Origin of the sequence: Micromonospora sp. WMMC264, assembly GCF_027497275.1 — a bacterium.
Lineage (GTDB): Bacteria > Actinomycetota > Actinomycetes > Mycobacteriales > Micromonosporaceae > Micromonospora > Micromonospora chalcea.
Genome location: NZ_CP114907.1, coordinates 3492618 through 3512109 on the forward strand (window position 1 = coordinate 3492618; position 19492 = coordinate 3512109).

The window sequence follows — 19492 nt, forward strand, 5'->3', positions numbered from 1 at the left end:
GGGCGGACCACGTGATCGTTCCGCGGTGGGACGACGGGTGCGGGCGCCGGCCGTAGCGTCGGGATCATGACCAGCGTGCTCCGCCTCGACGGCGTCGACCGCAGCTTCGGCGGCCGTCAGGTGCTCAAAGACGTCTCCTTCGACGTGACCGCCGGGCGCATGACCGGGTTCGTCGGCGGCAACGGCGCCGGCAAGACCACCACCATGCGCATCATCCTCGGCGTGCTCGCCCCGGACGCCGGGCAGGTCACCTGGCGGGGACACCGGCTCACCCGGGAGGACCGGGCCCGGTTCGGCTACATGCCCGAGGAACGCGGCCTCTACCCGAAGATGACGCCCCGCGAGCAGGTGGTCCACCTCGGCCGCCTGTACGGGCTGGACGCCGCCGGGGCGCGCCGCCGCACCGACGCGCTGCTGGAGCGGGTCGGTCTCGGCGAGCGGGCCGACGACCTGCTGGAGACGCTGTCGCTGGGCAACCAGCAGCGCGCGCAGATCGCCGCCGCGCTGGTGCACGACCCGGAGGTGCTGATCCTGGACGAGCCGTTCTCCGGGCTCGACCCGCTCGCCGTCGACATGGTGGTCGCGGTGCTGCGGGAACGTGCCGCCGCCGGAGCGCCGGTGCTGTTCTCCAGCCACCAGCTCGACGTGGTGGAGCGGCTCTGCGACGACCTGGTGCTCATCGCCGGCGGGACGATCCGGGCCGCCGGCGCCCGCGAGGAGCTGCGCGCCGCGTACACGTTGCCCCGGTTCTCGCTCGTGGTGGACGGCGACGCCGGCTGGCTGCGGGACCAGCCCGGCGTGCGGCTGGTCGACCTCGACGGCGCGCGCGCCGTGTTCGAGGTGGACCCGCCCGCCGACGACCAGGCGGTGCTGCGCGCGGCGCTGGAACGCGGCCCGGTACGCGCGTTCGGCCCGGTCACCCCGTCCCTCGCCGAGATCTTCCGAGAGGTCAACCAGTGAACACGTTCCAGGCCACCCGGCTGGTCGCGGCCCGCGAGATCAAGGTCAAGGTCCGCGACAAGACGTTCCTCTACAGCACGCTGATCTTCCTGCTGCTCGCCGTCGTGGCCACCGTGGTGCCGGCGATGCTGAGCAGCGGCCCGTCCACGGTGGCGGTGACCGCGGCCGGCGCCGAACCGCTGCGCGCGGCCGGGCTGGACGTCCTGCTGGTCGCCGACGACGGCGCCGCCGAGCAGGCGGTACGCGACGGCGACGCGGACGCCGCGGTGGTGGCCGGTCCGGTGGTGGTCGCCGACGAGCGGGCCCCGGACGACGTGGTCGCCGCGCTCAGCGCGGCCCCGCAGGTGAAGCTGCTGGACCCGGACGCGGTGGATCCACTCGTCGCGTACCTGGTGCCGTTCGCCTTCGCGTTCGTCTTCTTCTTCATGTCCCAGACGTTCGGGTTGCAGATCGCGCAGAGCGTCACCGAGGAGAAGCAGACCCGGATCGTGGAGATCCTGGTGGCCGCCGTGCCGGCCCGGGCGCTGCTGGCCGGCAAGATCCTCGCCGCGGGCGCGCTGGCGCTGGGGCAGATCACGCTGATCGCGGCGGTCGCGCTGATCGGGATGCGCCTGACCGACGGCGGTGACCTGCTGGGCCTGATCGCGCCCGCGATCGGCTGGTTCGTGCCGTTCTTCCTGTGCGGCTTCCTGCTGCTGGCGGCGATGTGGGCGGCGGCCGGGGCACTGGTGAACCGGCAGGAGGACATCGCCGGGGCGTCCACCCCGGTGCAGCTCGCCGTGATGGCGCCGTTCTTCGCGGTGGTGTTCCTCAACGACAACGCCACCGCGATGCGGGTCCTGTCGTACCTGCCGATCTCCGCGCCCACAGCGATGCCGGTACGGCTGTTCACCGGTGACGCGGCGACGTGGGAGCCGTTCGTGTCGCTGGCGCTGCTGCTGCTCGCGGCGGCCGGGTTCCTGCTCGCCGGGGCCCGGGTCTACGAGGGCTCGCTGCTGCGCACCAACGGGCGGACCTCGGTGCGGGCGGCGTGGCGGCAGCGCGAGCCGATCGGCTGACGACGGCATACGCCGAGCGCCGGCCACCCCGCAGCGGGGAGCCGGCGCTCGGCACGTCGGACCGGGGTCAGCCGACCGCGGCCATCACCTCGTCGGACACGTCGAAGTTGGCGTAGACGTTCTGCACGTCGTCGCAGTCCTCCAGCACGTCGATCAGCTTGAAGATCTTGCGCGCGCCCTCCTCGTCCAGCGGCACGTTCACGCTGGGGATGAGGGAGGACTCGGCCGACTCGTACTCGATGCCGGCGTCCTGCAGCGCGGTGCGGACCGCGATCAGGTCGCCCGGCTCGGACACCACCTCGTACGCCTCGCCGAGGTCGTTGACCTCCTCCGCGCCCGCGTCGAGCACTGCCATCATCACGTCGTCCTCGGTCGTGCCGCCCTTGGGGACGATCACCACCCCCTTGCGGGAGAACATGTACGACACCGAGCCGGCGTCGGCCAGCGAGCCGCCGTTGCGGGTCAGCGCGGTGCGCACCTCGGTGGCGGCACGGTTGCGGTTGTCGGTGAGGCACTCGATCAGCATCGCCACGCCGTTCGGGCCGTAACCCTCGTACATGATCGTCTGCCAGTCGGCGCCGCCGGCCTCCAGGCCGGAGCCGCGCTTGACCGCGCGGTCGATGTTGTCGTTCGGGACCGAGTTCTTCTTCGCCTTCTGGATGGCGTCGTAGAGAGTCGGGTTGCCGGCCGGGTCACCACCGCCGGTACGGGCGGCCACCTCGACGTTCTTGATCAGCTTGGCGAACATCTTGCCGCGCTTGGCGTCGATGACCGCCTTCTTGTGCTTGGTCGTCGCCCACTTTGAGTGGCCGGACATCTGTTACCTCCGTTGCTACCCGCCGTCTGCATCGACCGCACCACACGCCCCGCTCCCCCGCCGGCGCACGCCGACGCCGAGGTGCCGTGATCTCTGCTGGGAGCCGCGGCGGGCTGATGGCCCTGCCGAATCTCGGCAATCCTACCGGCGGGGGCCGGGTCACTGTCACGCGCCGCACGGCAGCGGCCCGCCCCGGGCCGCCCGAACCGGCACAATCAGGGACGGACCGGCCGCTCAGCGGCTCGCCCGGACCAGTTCCACGAAGTGGCGGTGCAGGCGCAGGTCGCCGGTCAGCTCCGGGTGGAACGAGGTGGCCAGCAGGTTGCCCTGCCGTACCGCGACGATCCGGTCCGCGGCCGGGCCGTCTGTCACCCGGCCGAGCACCTCGACGTCGGGGCCGACGCGCTCGACCCACGGCGCCCTGATGAACACGGCGTGGAACGGGCCGCCGTCGACGCCGGTGAGCGCCACCGGCGCCTCGAACGAGTCGACCTGACGGCCGAACGCGTTGCGCCGCACCGTCATGTCGACGCCGGCGAAGCCGCGCTGGTCGGGGCGGCCGTCCAGCACCTCGACGGCCAGCATGATCATGCCGGCGCAGGAGCCGTAGACCGGCATGCCGGCGGCGATCCGCTTGTCGATCGGCTCGCGCATCTCGAAGATGTCCACCAGCTTGCTGATCGTGGTCGACTCGCCGCCGGGCACCACCAGGCCGTCGACCGCGTCCAGCTCGCCGGGGCGCCGCACCGGCCGGGCGTCGGCGCCCGCGCCGGTCAGCGCCGCGACGTGCTCGCGTACGTCGCCCTGCAGCGCGAGCACGCCGATCACCGGTACGGTCACGCCGCTCCTCCCGCCACCGTGTTAACAAGGGGCCCCGCCTCTACCGGAGGCGTTAACAGGGGGCCCTTCCTTTCACTCACCAGCCGCGCTCGGCGAGGCGGTGCGGCTGCGGGATCTCGTCGACGTTGATGCCGACCATCGCCTCGCCCAGCCCGCGCGACACCTTGGCGAGCACGTCCGGGTCGTCGTGGAACGTGGTCGCCTTGACGATCGCGGCGGCCCGCTGCGCCGGGTTGCCGGACTTGAAGATGCCCGAGCCGACGAAGACGCCCTCGGCGCCGAGCTGCATCATCATGGCCGCGTCGGCGGGGGTCGCGATGCCGCCCGCGGTGAACAGCACGACCGGCAGCTTGCCCTGCTCGGCGACCTCCTTGACCAGCTCGTACGGCGCCTGCAGCTCCTTGGCCGCCACGTACAGCTCGTCGTCGGGCAGCGACTGGAGCCGGCGGATCTCCTGCCGGATCTTGCGCATGTGGGTGGTGGCGTTGGAGACGTCACCGGTGCCCGCCTCACCCTTCGAGCGGATCATGGCGGCGCCCTCGGTGATCCGGCGCAGCGCCTCGCCCAGGTTGGTCGCGCCGCACACGAACGGGACGGTGAACGCCCACTTGTCGATGTGGTTGGCGTAGTCGGCCGGGGTCAGCACCTCGGACTCGTCGACGTAGTCGACGCCGAGCGCCTGGAGGACCTGGGCCTCGACGAAGTGCCCGATCCGGGCCTTGGCCATCACCGGGATCGAGACGGCGGAGATGATGCCGTCGATCATGTCGGGGTCGCTCATCCGGGACACGCCGCCCTGGGCGCGGATGTCGGCCGGGACCCGCTCCAGCGCCATCACGGCCACGGCGCCGGCGTCCTCGGCGATCTTCGCCTGCTCGGGGGTGACCACGTCCATGATCACACCGCCCTTGAGCATCTCGGCCATGCCGCGCTTGACGCGGGCGGTGCCGACGGCGGTGGCGGGGGTCGGGGCTGCGGACTCAGACACGGGACATCGCTCCTCGGCGTGCTCGGGAGGTGACTGCGCAGGAATGCTACGACCGTCGCGACGCCGCTCCGAGCGCCAATCGAACCCCCGGTGGCCTGCCGTGTGGCCCCGGTCACGACCGGCGGTCAGCCGGTGGTCACGTCCGCCGGGGAGGCCAGCGTGGGATCGTCGATGTCGAAGTAGCGGGGCCACTCCCGCCCCCGCCCCATCCGGAACAGCCGCACCACCGGGCGGCTGCGCGCCGAGCGGGCGTCCCGGACCAGGTCGGTGTGCACCTGCCGGGCCAGCGCCAGCCGGCGGCTCGCCGCGATCACCGCCGCGCAGCCCGGGTCGTCCGGGTCCAGCCGCACCGCCCGCAACTGCCGGGTCAGGTCGTTCTCGGCCGCCTCGCGCTCCTCCGGGGCGGCGTCGAGCGCGATCCGGGCGGCGGCGTACAGCTCCACGCCGTACCGCTGCTCGGCCAGGACCGCGGCGGCGGCCGCGCGGCGCAGCAGGTGCGCCTCCAGCGCGCGGGCCGCCGAGTCCGCGCGGACCTGCAGCCGCTGCACCCGGCCGGAGGTCCAGATCAGGTACGCCGAGACCAGCCCGAGCACACCGACCGCGCCCACCACCCACCACATGCCCGGCATCGTAGTGCTGCTCCTCATCCCGCCCGCCCGGCGCGGGGCACCGGTCGACGCGCTCGTCACAGCGGCCGCAGCGGCCACCCCGGTCAGCCCAGTCCCGCCCACTCCTGGTCCATGACCCGGCCGTCGGTGGCCTCGATCGCGGCTGCGTATACCTCCAGAACACGGCGGGCAACCACGGGCCAGTCGAAATTCGCCACCACCTGGTCGCCGCAGGCGGTCAGCCCGGCGCGGCGGCCGGCGTCGTCGAGCAGCTCGGACAGCGCGCCGCCCAGCGCCGCCGCGTCGCCGGTCGGGAACAGCTGTCCGGCCCGGCCGCCGTCGAGCACCCGGCGGAACGCGTCCAGGTCGCTGGCGACCACAGTCGTCCCGGCGGCCAGCGCCTCGGTGAGGATCATCCCGAAGGATTCCCCGCCGGTGTTCGGTGCGACGTAGAGGTGCACGCTGCGCAACATGCGTGCCTTGTCCGCCTCGGAGACCAGGCCGAGGAACGTGACCCGGTCGCGCAGGGCGGCCGGGAACCGCCCGTACAGCTCGTCGGCGTCGCCCGGCCCGGCGACCAGCAGGCGCAGCCCGGGGCGGTGCGGCGCGAGCGCGACGAACGCGTCCCGCAGGATCGGGAAGCCCTTGCGCGGCTCGGTGAACCGGCCCAGGAAACCCAGCGTGCCGCCGGTGCCCGGCGCGCACTCCCCCGGCCAGCCGGGCAGCGGCGGCACCCCGGCGAACTTCGCCACCGCCACCCCGTTGGGGATCTCCACCGCGCCGCCGTCCATGTGCTCGACCTGCACCTTGCGGGCCAGCGCGCTCACCGCGATCCGGGCGGTGATCCGCTCCAGCACGATCTGCAGCGCGCCCTGCGCGGCCGACAGCACCCGGGAACGGGTCATCGCGGTGTGGAACGTGGCCACCACCGGGCCGCGGGCGCAGAGCACGGCCAGCATCGACAGGCTCGGCGTGAGCGGCTCGTGCACGTGCAGCACGTCGAAGTCGCCCCGGGTGATCCAGCGCCGCACCCGGGCGGTGGAGACCGGGCCGAACGCGATCCGGGCCACCGACCCGTTGTACGGCAGCGGCACCGCCCGCCCGGCCGACACCACGTACGGCGGCAGCGCCGAGTCCTCGTCGGCCGGCGCCAGCACGCTCACCTCGTGGCCGAGCCCGAGCAGCGCCTCGGCCAGGTCCATGACGTGGTTCTGCACCCCGCCCGGCACGTCGAACGAGTACGGGCACACGATGCCGATACGCACTGCGCCCTCCCCCTAGACCGTCCCGGTGGTGGCCGGCGGCGCCGCCGACGTGGGCGTACCGTCCCGGCCCTGGTCCAGCCACATCCGCTGCAACATGTGCCAGTCTTGCGGATGCCGGGCGATGCCCGCCGCCAGACCGTCGGCAATCCGCTGCGTCACCGCGCGGACCCGCTCGTCCAGCGGGGCGCTGTCCGGGTCCGGCAGCGGCAGCGGGCCGTCGATCGACGCGCACGCCGCGTCCGGCTCGTACCACATCGAGGCCACGTAGAGCGGCGCGCCGGTGCGGATCGCCAGCAGCGCCGGCCCGGCCGGCATCCGGGTCCGGCCGCCGAAGAAGTCGACCTCCACGCCCCGGGCCGACAGGTCCCGGTCGGCCAGCAGCGGCACCACGTAGCCGGCGCGCAGCCGGTCCACCAGCACGTCGAACGCGGGACGCGGGCCGCCGGTGTTGGGCAGGATCTCCATGCCCAGCCCTTCCCGGAACCCGACGAACCGCTCGTAGACGCCGTCCGGGAGCCGCTCGGCCACCGTGGTCATCGGCCAGCCGGTGGCCGCCACCCAGGCGCCGGCCGCGTCCCAGTTGCCGGCGTGCGGCAGCGCCACCACCGCGCCCCGCCCGGCCGCCACGTCGGCGGCGAGCAGTTCCTGCCCGTCCAGGCGGAACCCGGCGAGGATCTGCGCCCGGCTCAGGCCGGGCAGCCGGAACGCCTCCATCCAGTACCGGGCGTACGAGCGCAGGCCCTCGCGCACCAGCGCGTCCAGCTCCGCGTCGGGCAGTTCCGGGCCGACCACCCGGCGCAGGTTGGCGCGCAGCCGGCGCGTACCCCCGCCGTCCTTGCGGTGGGCGCGGTCGGCGCCCGCCCGGAAGGCCGCGGCCGCGACGGGCCGGGGCAGCGCCCGGATCAGGCGCCAGCCCGCGACGAAGCCCGCCTCGGTGAGGTTCACTCGACGCCGACCTGCTGGGCCTGGCGGTACACGTGGGCCATCCGCTGCCCGACGGTGAAGATCGAGACGGCGGCGAGCAGCCAGAGCGCGATCTCCAGCGCCAGCGGTACGCCAAGGCCGGTGAGCAGGCCGCCGACGCCGACGATGAGCAGCCGCTCGGTGCGTTCGGCGATGCCCACGTTGCAGGTCATCCCGAGGCCCTCGGCGCGGGCCTTGACGTAGGAGACCAGCCCGCCCGCGGCCAGGCAGATCAGCGCCGCCGCCACGCCCGAGTAGTCGTGCTCGGTGGCCAGCCAGTACGCGACCGCGCCGAACACCGCGCTGTCGGCGACCCGGTCCATGCTCGAGTCGAGGAACGCCCCGAACCGGGTGGACCCGCCGCTCATCCGCGCCATCGTGCCGTCGAGCAGGTCGGTGAGGGCGAAGACCGTGACGATCAGCGCGCCGGCGACCAGATGGCCGCGCGCGCCGAAGCCGAGCGCGCCCACGAGCACGCCGACGGTGCCGGTCACGGTGACCGCGTTGGGGGACACGCCCGCACGCAGCAGCGCACGGGCGATCGGCTCCACGACGCGGGTCATGCCCGCGCGGGCCGTCACTTGGAAGATCTTCGCCATGGCGGTCCCACGATAACGGCCCGCAACCGCCGGGGACACAGCCGGGCACACGACCCGCCCGACGGCCCTTGTGCCCGCACTCGCGCGGGTGTGAGATCGAGCCAGGAGGTGAGCCAGTTCACCGGATCACCGGTCCGCGTTCCCGGCCAGCAGGAGATCACCGGAAGATATCGCCGCGGCGCCCGTCCCGGGTCCGCTCCCCCGTCGCCCGCGGCGGTCGCCACCACCACCGGTTGAGGGAGGTGCGCCGCGATGGCGCAGAAGAACGAGAAGGGTGTCACCGGCGGCGCGCCGGTGGTGACCGAGCCCGGCAGGGTTCGCAACGTGGTGCTCGTCGGGCACTCCGGCGCCGGCAAGACGACTCTCGTCGAGGCGCTGCTGGCCGCCAGCGGCACGATCGGCCGGGCCGGCGCCGTCACCGAGGGCACCACCGTCTGCGACCACGACCCCGCCGCCGTACGGCAGCAGCGCTCGGTCAGCCTGGCCTGCGCGCCGCTGGTGCACCGCGACGTCAAGGTCAACCTGCTGGACACGCCGGGCTACGGCGACTTCGTCGGCGAGCTGCGCGCCGGGCTGCGCGCCGCCGACGCGGCGCTGTTCGTGGTTTCCGCCGTCGACGGCATGGACGCCGCCACGGCCGCCCTGTGGGAGGAGTGCGCCGCCGTCGACATGCCCCGCGCGGTGGCGGTCTCCCGGCTGGACCACCCGCGGGCCGACTTCGACGAGGCGGTGGCGCTGTGCCAGCGCGTCTTCGGCGACAACGTGCTCCCGCTCTACCTGCCGATGCTCGGCGACGACGGCGAGTCGGTGGCCGGCCTGATGGGCCTGATCACCCGCCGGGTGTACGACTACTCGGCCGGGCTGCCGCCGGAGGTACGCGAGCCGGACCCGGAGCACCTGCCGGCCATCCAGGAGTCCCGCAACGAGCTGATCGAGGGGATCATCGCGGAGAGCGAGGACGAGACCCTCATGGACCGCTACCTCGGCGGCGAGGAGATCGACCCCGAGGTGCTCATCACCGACCTGGAGACCGCTGTGGCCCGCGGCCACTTCTACCCGGTGGTGCCGGTCTGCGCGGAGACCGGCGTGGGCCTGGACGCGCTGCTCGACGGCCTGGTCGCGGCGTTCCCGTCGCCGCTGGAGCACGACCTGCCGCCGGTCACCGGCGTGGACGGCTCGCCCCGCCCGCCGCTGACCTGCGACCCGGACGGCCCGCTCGTCGCCGAGGTGGTCAAGACGACAGTCGACAGGCACGTCGGGCGGGTCTCGCTGGTGCGCGTCTTCTCCGGCACGCTCCGCCCCGACCAGGTCATCCACGTGTCCGGTCACGGCATGGCCGAGCGCGGCCACCCCGACCACGACGCCGACGAGCGGGTCGGCCACGTCTACACCCCGCTGGGCGCGACGCTGCGCGAGGTGGCCGCCTGCGTCGCCGGTGACCTGTGCGCGATCACCAAGTCGGGCAGCGCGGAGACCGGCGACACCATCTCGGCCAAGGACGACCCGCTGCTGGTCGCGCCCTGGGAGATGCCCGAGCCGCTGCTGCCGGTGGCGATCGTGGCGCGCAGCCGGGCCGACGAGGACGCGCTGGCCCGCAACCTGTCCCGGCTGGTCGCCGGTGACCCGACGCTGCGGCTGGAACGCAACGCGGAGACCCACCAGCTGGTGCTGTGGTGCATGGGCGAGGCGCACGCCGACGTGGTGCTCGACCGGCTGCGCGGCGGCGGGGTCGAGCTGGACACCGAGCCGGTCCGGGTGCCGCTGCGCGAGACGTTCGGCGCCGCCGCGCGCGGGCACGGCCGGCACGTCAAGCAGTCCGGCGGACACGGTCAGTACGCGGTCTGCGACATCGAGGTGGAGCCGCTGCCCCGGGGCGCCGGCTTCGAGTTCGTCGACCGGGTGGTCGGCGGCGCGGTCCCGCACAACTACATCCCGTCGGTGGAGAAGGGTGTACGGGCGCAGATGGAACGCGGTCTGGTCGCCGGCTACCCGGTGGTGGACCTGCGGGTGACGCTCGTGGACGGGAAGGCGCACAGCGTCGACTCCTCCGACGCCGCGTTCCAGACCGCCGGCGCGCTGGCGCTGCGTGACGCCGCCGAGAAGGGCCAGCCGACGCTGCTGGAGCCGGTCGACGAGATCACCGTGCGGGTGCCGGACTCGTCGGTCGGCGCGGTGATGGGCGACCTGTCCGGGCGGCGCGGCCGGGTGCTCGGCACCGAGCCGGACCCGGACGCCGAGGGCCGCACGCTGGTCCGCGCCGAGGTGCCCGCCACGGAGCTGCTGCGGTACGCGGTGGAGCTGCGCTCGATGACCGCCGGCACGGGAACGTTCCGCCGCGAGTTCGCCCGCCACGACCCCATGCCGGCCCACCTGGCCGACCAGGCCCGCAAGGAGTCCACCTCCCACTGACCCCGCCCGCCCCGCCCACCCGCCGCGGGGTCAGGGGCGGACGGCGGGGACCGGGGGCATCGGCCAGTGGGGGCGGTCGGCGTCCCGGAGGGCTGCCGAGCGTACCGCCGCCAGCTGCCGCTCCACCTCGGCGAAGTGGTCCGGGGCGAGCGGACCCCAGCTCAGCGCTGCCGCGTTCTCCTCGACCTGGGCGACGGTACGGGCGCCGGGGATCGGCACCGCGCGGCCGCTGCGCGCCCAGATCCACCCGATCGCCCCCTGGGCGAGGGTACGGCCGTCGGCGGTCAACGCGTCGCGGACGGCGGCGACCCGGCGCAGCCACTCCGGGGCGGGCCGGCCGCTGCGGAACCACTCCAGCCAGGTCGGCCCGAGTCCGCGTACGTCGTCGCGGGGCAGCGTCGACTCCGGCGTGTACTTGCCGGTGAGCAGCCCCATCCCGAGCGGTCCCCGGGCCAGGCTGGCCAGGTCGTGCTTGTCGCAGGCGTCGAGCATGGCCGGGGCGTCGCGGAGCACCGACAGCGCGTGCTGCACGGCGGCGGCGCCCCGGGCGACCTGGGCGAACGCGGCGGCCCGGTCGGCCCGGTCGGTACTCCAGCCGTACGCGCGGATCAGGCCGTCGTCCATCAGGTCGTCGAGCGTGCCGATGAGCGCCTCGGCCCGGGGCAGCGGCAGGTCACCGAGGTGCAGCTGGTAGAGGTCGATGTGGTCGGTGGCCAGCCGGCGCAGCGAGTCGGTCACCGCCCGGCGCAGGTAGTGCGGCGAGGCGTTCTCCCCGGTGGCCTGCCGGGCGCTCTCGTCGAACGTGTAGCCGAACTTCGTGGCGATCACGGCCTCGCCGCGCCGCCCGGCGAGCGCCCGGCCGAGCACCCGCTCGCCGTGCCCGGCGCCGTACGTGTCGGCGGTGTCGAACAGCGTGACACCGAGGTCGAGCGCGCGGCGGATCGCGCGTACCGACTCGTCGTCGTCGACCTGGCCCCAGCCCAGCGGGCGGGCGCCCTCGGCCCAGGGGCCGCCGATGGCCCAGCACCCCATACCGAGGGCGCTCACCTCGATGCCGCTGCGCCCCAACTGTCGCTTGTCGACTGCCACCGCCGCATCCTGTCATCTTCCCGGCGATCGCGGGCCGGTTCGTAGCCGAAGAGTCCGGGCGCGGTCACGCCGCGTGACGCCAGGCGGTGGACGTTCGCGGTGAAGCGATATACCTCAGAGTCATAAATATGACTCTGAGGTATATCGGTCCGAGGTCATCCCTCCCGATCCGGCTCTGCGGAGGAACGCCGCCGCCCGGCGAGCCGTCAGCGCGCGTAGGCCAGCAGCACCGGCTCGTCCTGGCCCGGCCAGGAGCCGGTGAGCCCGCCGGAGCCCGGCACCTCGGCCGGTACGGGCCGCCGGACCACCGCCAGCTCGACGTCCCCCACCCGGACCACCGTCACGCCGCCGTCACCCGAGCCGGTCGAAACCGAACCAGCCGACACCGAACCAGCCGACACCGCACCAGCCGAAGCCGGACCCGTCGGCACCGGACGGCCGGTACGGCTGCCGGTCAGCGTCATGCTCGCCGGACGCATCTCACGCTTGCCGTCGACCTCGAAATACTCCTCGGCCTGGCCGGCGTCGGCGAGCACTGCGGCAGCAAGCAGCGGCGGGTACACCGGGTCGCCGCAGGCGTCGTACACCCAGCGGCGGCCGAGCACCGAGTGCTCGACGAGACCCACGAGGAAGTCGTCCGCCCCGGCCAGCGGCGCGCCCCGGTAGGTCAGCGGCACCTGGAGCACCGGGCCGTCACCGGCGCGCACGAGCAGCGTCTCGACGCCCACCTCACCGGCCGGATCGTCGAACCGGTACGCCGCGACCCGGGTGACCTCCGCGCCCGCCTCCCCGGCGAACCAGGACCGGCCGGGCAGCCAGGGTACGAGCAGCTCCAGTTTCGAGGGGCGCAGTTCCGCGCGGTGCAGGAGAGCCATGCGCAAGATCGTACTGTCGGAACGGGCCGGCGTCAGGCCGCCGCCCACGCCTTGGCGAGCAGCTCCCGGGTGTCGGCGAGCAGTTGCGGCAGCACCTTCGTCCGGCCGATCACCGGCATGAAGTTGGCGTCGCCGCCCCAGCGCGGCACCACGTGCTGGTGCAGGTGCGCGGCGATGCCCGCGCCCGCCACGCCACCCTGGTTCATGCCCAGGTTGAAGCCGTGCGCGCTGGAGACGTGCCGGACCACCCGCATGGCGGCCTTGGTGAACGCGGCCAGCTCGACCGTCTCCGGCTCGTCCAGCTCCGTGTAGTCGGCCACGTGCCGGTAGGGGCAGACCAGCAGGTGCCCGGGGTTGTAGGGGTAGAGGTTGAGCACCGCGAAGACGTGCTCGCCCCGGGCCACCACCAGGGACTCCTCGGCCGGCAGCCCGGGCGCGAGGCAGAACGGGCAGCCGGCCGGCTTCTCGTACCCGCCCTCGGGCCGGTCCTCGCCGGAGATGTAGGTCATCCGGTGCGGCGTCCAGAGCCGGTCCAGCCCGTCCGCCAGACCGTTGTCGCCGCCGTACCCGGTGTCCCGCTCCGCCCCTGTCACACCGGCGATCCTACGATCCGGCCCGCTCGGCGGCAGGACCGGCGTTGGTGCGCGACTCCACCACCTCGCGCACGTGCGCGACCGCCTCGTCGATCGGCACGCCGTTGCGCTGCGAGCCGTCCCGGTAGCGGAACGAGACGGTGCCGGCGGCCACGTCGTCGTCCCCGGCGATCACCATGAACGGGATCTTCTGCTGCTGCGCGTTGCGGATCTTCTTCTGCATCCGGTCGTCGCCCAGGTCCACCTCGGCCCGGACGCCGTGCCGGCGCAGCGTCGCGGCGAAGTCGACCAGGTAGTCGCCGTGCTCCTCGCGGATCGGGATGCCGACCACCTGCACCGGCGCCAGCCAGGCCGGGAACGCGCCCGCGTAGTGCTCGGTGAGCACGCCGATGAACCGCTCGATCGACCCGAACTTGGCGCAGTGGATCATCACCGGCTGCTGCCGGGTGCCGTCGGCCGCCTGGTACTCCAGCCCGAAGCCCTTCGGCTGGTTGAAGTCGTACTGAATCGTCGACATCTGCCAGGTCCGGCCGATGGCGTCCTTGGCCTGCACGGAGATCTTCGGGCCGTAGAACGCCGCGCCGCCCGGGTCCGGCACCAGCTCCAGCCCGGTCTCCAGCGCGCACTGCTCCAGCACGGCGGTGGCGGTCGCCCAGTCCTCGTCGGACCCGACGAACTTGTCCGGCTTCGAGTCGTCGCGGGTCGACAGCTCCAGGTAGAAGTCGTCGATGCCGAAGTCGCGCAGCAGGCTGAGCACGAAGCCGAGCAGGTGCTTGATCTCGGCCGGCGCCTGCTCCTTCGTGCAGTAGGAGTGCGAGTCGTCCTGGGTGAATCCGCGCACCCGGGTCAGGCCGTGGATGACGCCCGACTTCTCGTACCGGTAGACCGTGCCGAACTCGAACAGCCGCAGCGGCAGCTGCCGGTAGGACCGCCCGCGCGACCGGTAGATCAGGTTGTGCATCGGGCAGTTCATGGCCTTGAGGTAGTAGTCGCTGCCCTCCATCTCCATCGGCGGGAACATCGTGTCCTTGTAGTAGGGCAGGTGTCCCGACGTGTGGAAGAGACCTTCCTTGGAGATGTGCGGCGTACCGACGTAGTCGAAGCCCTCCTCGACGTGCCGCGCCCGGACGTAGTCCTCCATCACCCGCTTGAGCACGCCACCCTTGGGGTGGAAGACCGGCAGACCGGAGCCGATCTCGTCGGGGAAGCTGAACAGGTCGAGGTCCGCGCCGAGCTTGCGGTGGTCGCGGCGGGCGGCCTCCTCCAGGAGCTTCAGGTACGCCTTGAGCTCGTCGCGGGTCGGCCACGCGGTGCCGTACACGCGCTGCAGCTGCGGGTTCTTCTCCGACCCGCGCCAGTACGCGGCGGCCGAGCGCATCAGCTTGAACGCGCCGATCAGCCGGGTGTTCGGCAGGTGCGGGCCGCGGCACAGGTCCGACCAGCAGACCTTGTCCTCGTTCGCGGCGAGGTTGTCGTAGATGGTCAGCTCGCCGCCGCCCACCTCCATCACCTCGGAGGAGTCCAGCCCCTCCCCCTTGACCTCGATCAGCTCCAGCTTGAACGGCTCGGCGGCCAGCTCGGACCGCGCCTCGTCCAGGTCGGCGAACCGGCGGCGGCGGAACCGCTGGCCGGACTTGACGATCTCCTGCATGCGCTTCTCGAGCTTGGCCAGGTCGTCCGGCTGGAACGGCTTGTCGACGCCGAAGTCGTAGTAGAAGCCATTCTCGATCGGCGGGCCGATGCCGAGCTTCGCCTCCGGGAAGACGTCCTGCACCGCCTGGGCCAGCACGTGCGCGGTGGAGTGGCGCAGCACGTTCAGCCCGTCCGGGCTGTCCAGCGCGACCGGCTCGACCGCGACCTCCTCGGCCGGACGCCAGTCCAGGTCGCGCAGCTGGCCCTGCGGATCGCGGACCACCACGATCGCCTTCGGCCCGCTCATCGGCAGGCCGGCCGCGGCCACCGCGTCGGCCGCCGTGGTCCCGGCGGCGACGACGACGGGGTCGGCCACGACGGGGGTACGGGGTGCGGACACGGTGACTCCTAGTCGTCGACGGTACGGATCGGCCGGTGACCGGCCCCTGCGATGCTATCGGTCGCCCCGAGGCGTGCCGTCGCCGACGCCGCTGCCCGCCGGCAACGAGTTCGGCCCGCGTTGAACCTTTTCGCCCCGCCGCCCGAACTACCAGGTGGGGCCGGAGCCGGACCGGCCCCGGTCGAGATGGATGGGGGCCACGATGAGGATGATTCGTCAGGGCCGGTGGGCGGCGGCGCTGCTGGCCGCCGCGCTCGCCGGAGCGGTGAGCTGGCCGGGCGCGGCGAGCGCGGCCGAGGTCACGGTCACGACCTCTCCCGCCGAGGTACGCCAGGGCGACGCGATCCAGCTGTCTGTGGTGGTGCCGGCGGACCGCCCCGGCACCCGCACCACGAAGATCGAACTGACCATGCCCCCGGACGCCCCGATCGGCGAGGTGTACCCGCTGTCGGTGCCGGACTGGGCGCCGACCATCACCACCCGCACCCTGGACCAGCCGGTCCCCGGCATGCACGCGGCCGAACTGAACCAGGTGACCCATTCGGTGACCTGGCTGCGGGTGCCCGGCACCGGCGCCGGAGCGGCCCGGCTGCCGCTCGGCATGGGTCCGATGCCCGCCACCGACCGGCTCACGTTCACAGTGACCCAGACGTACGCCGACGGCACCGTCGTGCAGTGGGCCGACCCGGCGGGCGGCAAGCACCCGGCGCCGACCGTCGACCTGCTGCCGCCGCTGCCGGGCACCATGACGCACAACGGCGACCCCGGCACGAACGGCGGCGCGCACGGCGGTCACGGCGCGGCGGGCGGAGCCCAGGGCGGGGTGCAGGGCGGTGCTCAGAACGGTGCCCCGAACGGCGCGCCGACGGCCGGCACGGTCGACGACGGGCCGAGCGCGGACCTGCTGCTCGGCGGCGGCCTGCTCGCCGGACTGGCCGGCGGCGCGGCGATCGGCTGGCTGCTCAGCCGCCGCCGGCGCGACGCCATGACCCTGCCGCTCGACGACACCACCGCGGCCCCCGACAGCCGCACACCTCCCGACGCCACCGCGACCCAAGACAGCGTGCCCCGCGTCGGCAACGCGGCCCTCGAGAGCGCGACCTCCGAAGCCGTCACCGCCGGCACCGCCTCCTCGCGCCCCTGACCGCCGCCCGCCCAGAAAGCGGGAGCACCGCGAGACCACAGTAGATCTTGGTACGGAACGGCCCCCAGGAGGGCCGTCCCGTACCAAGATCTCGGACTCCTACGGCGGCGGACCGCGAGCGCGGGTGCGGGTGGGAGGGGTCAGGCGGGGGTGGTGACCCAGCCGGGAAGGGGCTCGCGCGCGGTCAGCCAGTCCTGCGGCACGCCGCCGGGCCCGCCGACCCCGGTGTACGCGGCAACGATCCCGCCCACGATCGCGGCTGTGGTGTCCACGTCGCCGCCCGCCTCCACGCAGACGCGGATCGCGGCGGGATAGTCGTGCAGCAGCGTGGCCGCCACCCAGAGCGTGAACGGCACGGTGTCCTGCGCGGTGACCCGGGATCCGTTGCCGAGCGCGTCGGCCGCCTCGACGGCGGGACGACCGAGCAGCGTGGCGGCCCGGCGTACCCCCTGGTGCACCTCCCCGGCCGGGTCGAGCGCCCCGGCGACGGCGCTGAGCAGCCGGGCCGGCTCGGGCCGGCCGCCGTCGAGGCGGGCGCGGGCGGCGAGCGAGGCGGCGACAGCGACCGCCACCGCGCCGGCGACGCCCTCCGGGTGGGCGTGGGTCACCTCGGCCGACGCCCGGGCCTGCTCGGCGGCGCGCCGGGTGGAGTCGGCGTGCCAGGCGCCGAGCGGCGCGACCCGCATGGCCGCGCCGTTGCCGCAGGAGCCCTGCCCGTCGAACGCGGACGCGGCGGCCACCGGCCACGGCGTGCCGGTACGGATCAGCCGCAGCACCCTCACCGCGCCTGGCCCGTACCCCCGGTAGGGCTCGCAGCGCTGCGCGAACGCCAACGCCAGCCGGTCCCTGTCGATCCGTGCCCCGGCAGCCAGTTCGGCCACCACCGAGCAGGCCATCTCGGTGTCGTCGGTCCACTCCCACGGCGGGGCGGGCAGCCGGCCGGCGGCGAGGTCGTCCGGGCGCCGGCCGGGAACGAAGAACTGGGAGCCGAGGGCGTCGCCCACCGACAGGCCGGCCAGCGCGTCGCGGGCGAGCGTGAGGCGGGTGTCGGGGAAGAGCGTGAACGTCATCGCCGTCCCAGCTTGCCCGCTTCGCCGGACCGCCGCAACGCGACCGGCTTGCCACGACGAGTACGGTGCTGACGTGGCAACCGTCCTGCTGGTCGAAGACGACCACGTCGTGCGCGGCGCCATGCTGCGGTCGCTCACCGACCGGGGGCACGCGGTGCACGCCGTCGGCACCGCGCTCGACGCGCTGCGCCGGGTCGCCGCCGAGACACCGGATTTGGTGGTGCTCGATCTCGGTCTGCCCGACCTGGACGGCTCGGACGCGCTGCGCATGCTGCGTGGCATCACCGACGTGCCGATCATCATCGCCACCGCCCGCGACGACGAGCAGTCGGTGGTGCGTCTGCTGCGCGCCGGGGCGGACGACTACATGGTCAAGCCGTTCACCGGCGCACACCTGGACGCCCGGATCACCACTGTGCTGCGGCGGGCCGGGCGGGCCAGCCGTACCGTCGCGCCGGCCGTGCACACGGTCGGCGGCCTGCGGGTCGACGTGGGTGAGCGCAGCGCGGTGCTGGACGGGGAACCGCTGGCGCTGACCCGTAAGGAATTCGACCTGCTGGCGTATCTCGCCGCGCGTCCCGGCCGGGTAGTGTCCCGGCGGGAACTCTTGGAGGAGGTATGGCGGCAGCCATCGGTCGGCGAGGACCAGACCATCGACGTGCACCTGTACTGGCTCCGCCGCAAAATGGGCGAGTCCGCGGCGAAGCCGCGCTACCTGCGCACCGTGCGGGGGGTCGGCTTCCGGCTGGTGGCGCCGGACTGAGGCTGACGCTGGCCGGGCTCACCGCCGGCATGTGCGGCCTGATCGCGCTCGCCTTCCTCGTCCCGCTCGGGCTCACCCTCGCCGACCGGGCCCGGGAGGCGGAACTGGCCGACGCCGCGCGTCGCGCCGCGCTGGTGACCGGCGCCCTGGCGGTGAGCACCGACACCGCTGCTGTCGAGCGGGCGGTGGCCGCCGCGGCCGGCGACGACCCGGCGCTGCGCCCGGTGGTGCACGGCATCGGGGCGGACGAGTCCGCCGGCCGGGCCGACGCGGCAGCTCTCGCCGACGCCGCCGCGCAGCGGCGTTCGGTGGTGACCGAGGTGGACGGCGGGGTGCTGCGGCTGGACCCGGTGGTGCTCGGCGAGCGGGTCGCCGTGGTGGAGGTCTTCGTACCCGACGAGGCGCTCGACGAGGGCGGGGGCCGCTGGCTGTTGCTGCTCGGGATTGCGCTGGCGCTGGTCGGCGCGGCGGTGGTGGTGGTCGACCGGGTGGCGGCCCGGGCCGTGGACGCCACCGGCGACCTGGTCAAGGCGGCGCTCGCGGTGGGTGACGGCGAGCTGGGGGTACGGGTCGAGCCGACCGGACCGCGCGAGCTGGCCGAGGCCGGGCACGCGTTCAACCGGATGACGGAACGGCTGGTGGCGTTGCGTGCCGACGAGCACGAGCTGGTCGCCGACCTGTCGCACCGGCTGCGGACGCCGTTGACCGCGCTGCGGCTGGACGCCGAGGCGCTGGAGTCCGACGACACGAGCATCGGCACGTTCAGTGAGGCGGAGCTGGACCGGCGGCGTGGCATCCGGCGTATCCGGCAGGCGATCGTCACGCTGGAGGGCGAGGTCGACCAGCTGATCAAGACGACCCGCAAGGCAGTGAGCCAGGAGTCGGCGCCGGCGTCGTGCGACGTCAGCGAGGTGGTGCGGGACCGGATGGTGTTCTGGTCGGCGCTGGCCGGGGACCAGAACCGCCCGCACCGGGTGGTCGGTGCGCAGTTGCGCATCCCGGCGCCGGTGCCGCGCGCCGAGCTGGCCGCCGCGCTGGACGCGGTGATCGGCAACGTGTTCCGGTACACGCCGCAGGGCACCGCGTTCGAGGTGGCGGTGAGCCGCCGGGACGGCTGGGTGGCGATCCGGATCGACGACGCCGGGCCGGGCATCCCGAACCCGGACCGGGCGCTGCGCCGGGGCGAGAGCGACCAGGGCTCCACCGGGCTCGGGCTGGACATCGCCAAGCGGGTCGCGTTGCAGGCCAACGGTTCGGTGAGCATCGACCGGGCCCGGCTGGGCGGGGCCAGCGTGGTCATGTTGCTGGCCGACCCGGACGCGGCGCCCCGGCCGGTGAACCGGTTCGGGCTGGTCGGACGGATGGCCCGGGACGCCCGCGAGCCGCGTGCCGGGCGGCGCTGGCCGCGTCCGCGCTGAC

The 19492-nt window shown here is 73.9% G+C and carries 18 protein-coding genes; 6 read left to right on the forward strand and 12 right to left on the reverse strand.

Annotation, left to right across the window (positions count from 1 at the left end; translation table 11 throughout):
* The first annotated feature begins 66 nt into the window (after positions 1 to 66).
* A complete protein-coding gene (locus tag O7542_RS14855; RefSeq protein ID WP_043324996.1) occupies positions 67 to 960 on the forward strand; it encodes an ATP-binding cassette domain-containing protein in 894 nt (297 codons plus the stop codon).
* Complete coding sequence (locus O7542_RS14860; RefSeq protein ID WP_113973161.1) at positions 957 to 2018, forward strand: ABC transporter permease; 1062 nt, start codon at positions 957 to 959, stop codon at positions 2016 to 2018. Before O7542_RS14855 ends, O7542_RS14860 begins: the two co-directional genes overlap by 4 nt.
* A 67-nt stretch (positions 2019 to 2085) precedes the next feature.
* Here the strand turns inward: O7542_RS14860 and O7542_RS14865 are convergent, their stop codons facing one another.
* From O7542_RS14865 to pgsA, 7 genes are all read right to left on the reverse strand, one after another.
* Positions 2086 to 2835 carry a YebC/PmpR family DNA-binding transcriptional regulator gene (locus tag O7542_RS14865; protein ID WP_043324998.1) on the reverse strand — a complete coding sequence of 250 codons (750 nt, stop codon included), beginning with the start codon at positions 2833 to 2835 and terminating at the stop codon, positions 2086 to 2088.
* A gap of 234 nt (positions 2836 to 3069) precedes the next feature.
* A complete protein-coding gene (gene pdxT / locus O7542_RS14870) occupies positions 3070 to 3675 on the reverse strand; it encodes a pyridoxal 5'-phosphate synthase glutaminase subunit PdxT (RefSeq protein WP_043324999.1) in 606 nt (201 codons plus the stop codon).
* A gap of 76 nt (positions 3676 to 3751) precedes the next feature.
* The gene (gene pdxS / locus O7542_RS14875; protein WP_187693718.1) at positions 3752 to 4663 is read right to left on the reverse strand and encodes a pyridoxal 5'-phosphate synthase lyase subunit PdxS; all 912 of its coding nucleotides are present in this window, start codon (positions 4661 to 4663) and stop codon (positions 3752 to 3754) included.
* A gap of 125 nt (positions 4664 to 4788) precedes the next feature.
* On the reverse strand, positions 4789 to 5292 hold the full coding sequence (locus O7542_RS14880) for a hypothetical protein (RefSeq protein WP_043325001.1): 504 nt from the start codon (positions 5290 to 5292) through the stop codon (positions 4789 to 4791).
* An 83-nt stretch (positions 5293 to 5375) separates the two neighbouring features.
* Positions 5376 to 6536 (reverse strand): glycosyltransferase family 4 protein, encoded by a 1161-nt coding sequence (locus O7542_RS14885; RefSeq protein ID WP_043325002.1) that lies wholly within the window; start codon positions 6534 to 6536, stop codon positions 5376 to 5378.
* A 12-nt stretch (positions 6537 to 6548) separates the two neighbouring features.
* Positions 6549 to 7481, reverse strand: coding sequence for a phosphatidylinositol mannoside acyltransferase (locus O7542_RS14890; protein ID WP_064448893.1), 933 nt, complete (start codon positions 7479 to 7481; stop codon positions 6549 to 6551).
* The gene (gene pgsA / locus O7542_RS14895; RefSeq protein WP_043325003.1) at positions 7478 to 8098 is read right to left on the reverse strand and encodes a phosphatidylinositol phosphate synthase; all 621 of its coding nucleotides are present in this window, start codon (positions 8096 to 8098) and stop codon (positions 7478 to 7480) included. Before pgsA ends, O7542_RS14890 begins: the two co-directional genes overlap by 4 nt.
* Positions 8099 to 8350: 252 nt before the next feature.
* Between pgsA and O7542_RS14900 the strand changes: the two genes are divergently transcribed.
* Positions 8351 to 10507 carry an elongation factor G-like protein EF-G2 gene (locus tag O7542_RS14900; protein ID WP_064448894.1) on the forward strand — a complete coding sequence of 719 codons (2157 nt, stop codon included), beginning with the start codon at positions 8351 to 8353 and terminating at the stop codon, positions 10505 to 10507.
* Between the two features lie 30 nt (positions 10508 to 10537).
* Here O7542_RS14900 and O7542_RS14905 read toward each other — a convergent pair whose 3' ends face one another.
* The 4 genes from O7542_RS14905 to thrS all read right to left on the reverse strand — a co-directional run bounded on the left by O7542_RS14905 (position 10538) and on the right by thrS (position 15096).
* Positions 10538 to 11539 carry an aldo/keto reductase gene (locus O7542_RS14905; RefSeq protein ID WP_281606476.1) on the reverse strand — a complete coding sequence of 334 codons (1002 nt, stop codon included), beginning with the start codon at positions 11537 to 11539 and terminating at the stop codon, positions 10538 to 10540.
* 263 nt (positions 11540 to 11802) lie between these two features.
* The gene (locus tag O7542_RS14910) at positions 11803 to 12471 is read right to left on the reverse strand and encodes a hypothetical protein (protein WP_281604754.1); all 669 of its coding nucleotides are present in this window, start codon (positions 12469 to 12471) and stop codon (positions 11803 to 11805) included.
* A gap of 32 nt (positions 12472 to 12503) precedes the next feature.
* On the reverse strand, positions 12504 to 13019 hold the full coding sequence (locus O7542_RS14915) for an HIT domain-containing protein (protein ID WP_162881603.1): 516 nt from the start codon (positions 13017 to 13019) through the stop codon (positions 12504 to 12506).
* A 55-nt stretch (positions 13020 to 13074) separates the two neighbouring features.
* Positions 13075 to 15096 carry a threonine--tRNA ligase gene (gene thrS / locus O7542_RS14920; protein WP_043325007.1) on the reverse strand — a complete coding sequence of 674 codons (2022 nt, stop codon included), beginning with the start codon at positions 15094 to 15096 and terminating at the stop codon, positions 13075 to 13077.
* Positions 15097 to 15298: 202 nt separating this feature from the next.
* Here thrS and O7542_RS14925 point away from each other — a divergent pair, with 202 nt between their 5' ends.
* Entirely contained in the window at positions 15299 to 16240 is a 942-nt protein-coding gene (locus O7542_RS14925; protein WP_281604755.1) for a YcnI family protein, read from the forward strand.
* A gap of 140 nt (positions 16241 to 16380) precedes the next feature.
* Here O7542_RS14925 and O7542_RS14930 read toward each other — a convergent pair whose 3' ends face one another.
* Positions 16381 to 17310 (reverse strand): ADP-ribosylglycohydrolase family protein, encoded by a 930-nt coding sequence (locus O7542_RS14930; RefSeq protein ID WP_274478034.1) that lies wholly within the window; start codon positions 17308 to 17310, stop codon positions 16381 to 16383.
* A gap of 73 nt (positions 17311 to 17383) precedes the next feature.
* Between O7542_RS14930 and O7542_RS14935 the strand changes: the two genes are divergently transcribed.
* Both O7542_RS14935 and O7542_RS14940 read left to right on the forward strand, forming a co-directional pair.
* On the forward strand, positions 17384 to 18073 hold the full coding sequence (locus O7542_RS14935) for a response regulator transcription factor (RefSeq protein ID WP_064448739.1): 690 nt from the start codon (positions 17384 to 17386) through the stop codon (positions 18071 to 18073).
* A gap of 29 nt (positions 18074 to 18102) precedes the next feature.
* Positions 18103 to 19491, forward strand: coding sequence for a HAMP domain-containing sensor histidine kinase (locus tag O7542_RS14940; RefSeq protein WP_176722905.1), 1389 nt, complete (start codon positions 18103 to 18105; stop codon positions 19489 to 19491).
* The last annotated feature ends 1 nt before the right edge of the window (position 19492 follow it).

Excerpts from the sequence above, each read along its gene's own strand:
- O7542_RS14855 (WP_043324996.1), top strand. The coding sequence starts at position 67 with ATGACCAGCGTGCTCCGCCTCGACGGCGTCGACCGCAGCTTCGGCGGC.
- O7542_RS14865 (WP_043324998.1), bottom strand. The coding sequence starts at position 2,835 with ATGTCCGGCCACTCAAAGTGGGCGACGACCAAGCACAAGAAGGCGGTC.
- O7542_RS14880 (WP_043325001.1), bottom strand. The coding sequence starts at position 5,292 with ATGCCGGGCATGTGGTGGGTGGTGGGCGCGGTCGGTGTGCTCGGGCTG.
- pgsA (WP_043325003.1), bottom strand. The coding sequence starts at position 8,098 with ATGGCGAAGATCTTCCAAGTGACGGCCCGCGCGGGCATGACCCGCGTC.
- O7542_RS14900 (WP_064448894.1), top strand. The coding sequence starts at position 8,351 with ATGGCGCAGAAGAACGAGAAGGGTGTCACCGGCGGCGCGCCGGTGGTG.
- O7542_RS14905 (WP_281606476.1), bottom strand. The coding sequence starts at position 11,539 with ATGGGGTGCTGGGCCATCGGCGGCCCCTGGGCCGAGGGCGCCCGCCCG.
- O7542_RS14910 (WP_281604754.1), bottom strand. The coding sequence starts at position 12,471 with ATGGCTCTCCTGCACCGCGCGGAACTGCGCCCCTCGAAACTGGAGCTG.
- O7542_RS14925 (WP_281604755.1), top strand. The coding sequence starts at position 15,299 with ATGAGGATGATTCGTCAGGGCCGGTGGGCGGCGGCGCTGCTGGCCGCC.
- O7542_RS14930 (WP_274478034.1), bottom strand. The coding sequence starts at position 17,310 with ATGACGTTCACGCTCTTCCCCGACACCCGCCTCACGCTCGCCCGCGAC.
- O7542_RS14940 (WP_176722905.1), top strand. The coding sequence starts at position 18,103 with ATGTGCGGCCTGATCGCGCTCGCCTTCCTCGTCCCGCTCGGGCTCACC.